The 3,167-nt window shown below is 70.2% G+C and carries 4 protein-coding genes; all 4 read left to right on the top strand.

Features of this window, described 5'->3' with window-relative positions:
- On the top strand, positions 1-193 hold a 193-nt coding region (locus AX744_RS17930), incomplete at its 5' end, for a formaldehyde-activating enzyme (protein WP_197429280.1).
- 23 nt (positions 194-216) lie between these two features.
- Positions 217-1,170 carry an NAD(P)-dependent oxidoreductase gene (locus AX744_RS17925; protein WP_017201957.1) on the top strand — a complete coding sequence of 318 codons (954 nt, stop codon included), beginning with the start codon at positions 217-219 and terminating at the stop codon, positions 1,168-1,170.
- Positions 1,167-2,651 carry an NAD-dependent succinate-semialdehyde dehydrogenase gene (locus AX744_RS17920; RefSeq protein ID WP_017201958.1) on the top strand — a complete coding sequence of 495 codons (1,485 nt, stop codon included), beginning with the start codon at positions 1,167-1,169 and terminating at the stop codon, positions 2,649-2,651. Before AX744_RS17925 ends, AX744_RS17920 begins: the two co-directional genes overlap by 4 nt.
- A gap of 10 nt (positions 2,652-2,661) precedes the next feature.
- Positions 2,662-3,167, top strand: a 506-nt coding sequence (locus AX744_RS17915; protein ID WP_061018457.1) for an SDR family NAD(P)-dependent oxidoreductase, incomplete at its 3' end; no start/stop codon positions are given.

Here is a 3,167-nt window from a genome sequence, read left to right as displayed (position 1 = left end):
GCACGCCCTCATCGCCGCAGTGTGGGTCAATCCGGCGGCCGACGACGCCGACACGGTCTACCGCAACAACCGCGAGGCGACACGCACCGCGCTCGCGAACGGCGCGGCGGGCCTGCCCAAGCTCGACGCCGTGCTGGAAGCCCGGCACGCGCCGACCAATCCGTTCTACACCCCTTCCACCGCATCCGCCTGATCCACAAAGGACACGCATCACCCATGAGCTCTCCCACCCCCGTCCTCGACCCAACGCCGGTCGGGACCCGACCCACCGTCGGGTTCATCGGACTCGGCAACATGGGGTCAGGAATGACCCGCAACCTGCAGGCCGCGGGCTTCCCGCTGGTCGTGACCGATCTGCGCCGCGAGTCGGCGTCCGACCTGATCGAGGGCGGTGCCCGGTGGGCTGAGACCCCTCGCGAGGTCGCCGCCGCCAGTGACCTCATCATCACGATGCTGCCGACGCCCAAGCACGTCGAGGCCGTCGCCTCGGGGCCTGACGGCCTCGTGGTGGGGCTGCCGGACGGCGGTACCTGGATCGACATGTCGACCTCGGTGCCGGACGTGCTGGACGGTGTGCGCGCCGCGACCGCCGGCCGCGGACTGCACCTGCTCGACGCCCCCGTCAGTGGGATGTCAGTGGGCGCCGCGAACGGGATGCTGCAGATCTTCGTCGGTGGTGACGCCGACGATGTGCAGCGGCTGCGTCCCGTGTTCGAGGCGATGGGGGACCCGGAGCGGATCCTGCACGTCGGCGGGCCCGGCGCAGGCTACGCCGTGAAGCTCATGATCAACCAGCTGTGGTTCTCCCACCTGGTCGCGACGGCGGAGGTGCTGTCGGTCGGCGTCGCCGCGGGGGTCGACCTTGGCGTGCTGCGGGACGCGCTCATCGCGAGCCCCGCGAACAGCACCTTCGTCTCACGCGACGTGTTGTCGATCCTCGACCACGGCGACTACGACGAGGGCTTCGCGATCGCCCTCGCCTGCAAGGACCTCGGTCTCTCCGTCGATCTGGCCCGCTCGGTCGGGATGCCGGTCGAGCTGTCCTCCCTCGTCGAGCAGATCTTCCGTCGAGCCCGCGCGAGCTACGGCGACCGCGCCGGGGAGATGACGCCCGTGCGTCTCTACGAGGAACTACTCGGCCGCGACCTCCGTCGGGAGATGCCCGCATGACCGCGGCACGCGAGGCCGAGGTCATCGCCTCCGTCCCCACCGGCCTGCTGATCGGCGGTCAGTGGCGGGAAGCGACCTCCGGCCACACCTTCGAGGTGCACGACCCGTCGACGGGTGAGGTGCTCGCCCATGTCGCCGATGCGACGCCCGAGGACGGCATGGCCGCACTCGACGCTGCTGCTGCGGCGCAGACCGCCTGGGCCGCCACTGCTCCGCGACAGCGCGGGGAGATCCTGCGCCGGGCGTTCGAGCTCGTCACGGCCCGCGCCGAGGACTTCGCACTCGTCATGACGCTCGAGATGGGCAAGCCTCTCGCCGAATCGCGCGCCGAGGTCGCGTACGGCGCCGAGTTCCTGCGCTGGTTCTCGGAAGAAGCACCCCGCATCTCCGGGCGATACGCCACCGCTCCCGACGGCCGCAACCGACTGCTCGTCGCGAAGCGACCGGTCGGTCCGAGCCTGCTCATCACCCCGTGGAACTTCCCGCTCGCGATGGCCACGCGCAAGATCGCGCCGGCACTCGCGGCCGGCTGCACCTCGGTGCTCAAGCCCGCCGCGCTCACACCGCTCACCGCACTCCTGTTCGCCGAGGTGCTCCGCGAGGCCGGAGTGCCGGACGGCGTCGTGAACGTCATCCCCACGACCCGCGCCGGCGCGGTCACGGGCCCGCTCATCACCGACCCGCGACTGCGCAAACTCTCGTTCACCGGATCAACCGAAGTGGGGCGCCGCCTCATCGCGGACGCCGCGCACCAGGTGCTCCGCGTCTCGATGGAACTCGGAGGCAACGCCCCCTTCCTCGTGTTCGACGACGCTGACGTGGACGCCGCGGTCGAGGGTGCCCTGCTCGCAAAGCTCCGCAACGGCGGCGAGGCCTGCGTCGCCGCGAACCGCTTCCTCGTGCACGAGAGCGTGGCGGAGGAATTCACCTCGCGGCTCGTTGAACGCATGGCAGGGTACGTCAACGCCCGCGGCACCGACCCGGAGTCGACCCTCGGGCCGCTCGTGGACGAGTCGACCCGCAAGAAGGTCGCCGACCTCGTGTCCGGCGCGCTGGAGGACGGAGCGAGCATCGCACTCGGCGGCAGCATCCCCCAGGGGCGCGGCTACTTCTACCCGGCGACCGTGCTCGTGGACGTGCCGCAGGACGCCCGCATCCTCCAGGAGGAGATCTTCGGACCCGTCGCGCCCATCACCGTGTTCCGCGACGAGGACGAGGCCGTGCGCCTCGCCAACGCGAGCGAGTACGGGCTGGTGTGCTTCGCGTACACCCGCGACCTGAACCGGGCGCTGCGCCTCGCCGAGCGTCTGGAGACCGGCATGTTCGGCCTCAACACCGGACTCGTGTCGAACCCGGCTGCGCCGTTCGGTGGCGTCAAGCAGTCCGGCATCGGTCGCGAGGGCGGCTTCGAGGGCATCGACGAGTACCTCGAGACGACCTACATCGGCATCGCCGATCCCTTCGTCGGCACCCACTCCTGAAGGATCATCCGTGCACATCACCGACTTCTCCCTCGACCACTTCTCCCTCCGGGGCAAGCGGGCGATCGTCACCGGGGGCAACACCGGTCTCGGCCAGGCGTTCACCCTCGCTCTCGCCAAAGCGGGTGCCGACATGTTCGTTCCGACGCTGTTCGACGACGGCGGCGAGACCGCAGCTCTCCTCGCCGAGGCGGGTGTCGGCTACCGGGAACTCCGCGTCGACATCACGGCGGAGGGCGCACCCGCGCGCGTGATCGACGCATGCGTCGAGGCGTTCGGGGGCGTGGACGTTCTGGTCAACTCGGCCGGGATCAGCCGCATCGCCGACGTCACCGAGTTCGGGCGCGTGCAGTGGGACCCCATGGTCGCGGTGAACCTCACCGCCGCGTTCGAAATGTCGCACGAGGCCGCGAAGCGGATGATCCCGCAGGGCTCGGGCAAGATCATCAACATCGCCTCGCTGTTCTCGTTCCTCGGGGGACTCGGATCTCCCGCGTACGCCGCGACCAAGCACGG

The organism is Microbacterium sp. CCH5-D1 (assembly GCF_001557335.1).
In the GTDB taxonomy this organism is placed as follows: domain Bacteria; phylum Actinomycetota; class Actinomycetes; order Actinomycetales; family Microbacteriaceae; genus Microbacterium; species Microbacterium oxydans.
This window is presented reverse-complemented; position numbering and strand designations above follow the sequence as displayed.

Excerpts from the sequence above, each read along its gene's own strand:
- AX744_RS17925 (WP_017201957.1), top strand. The coding sequence starts at position 217 with ATGAGCTCTCCCACCCCCGTCCTCGACCCAACGCCGGTCGGGACCCGA.
- AX744_RS17920 (WP_017201958.1), top strand. The coding sequence starts at position 1,167 with ATGACCGCGGCACGCGAGGCCGAGGTCATCGCCTCCGTCCCCACCGGC.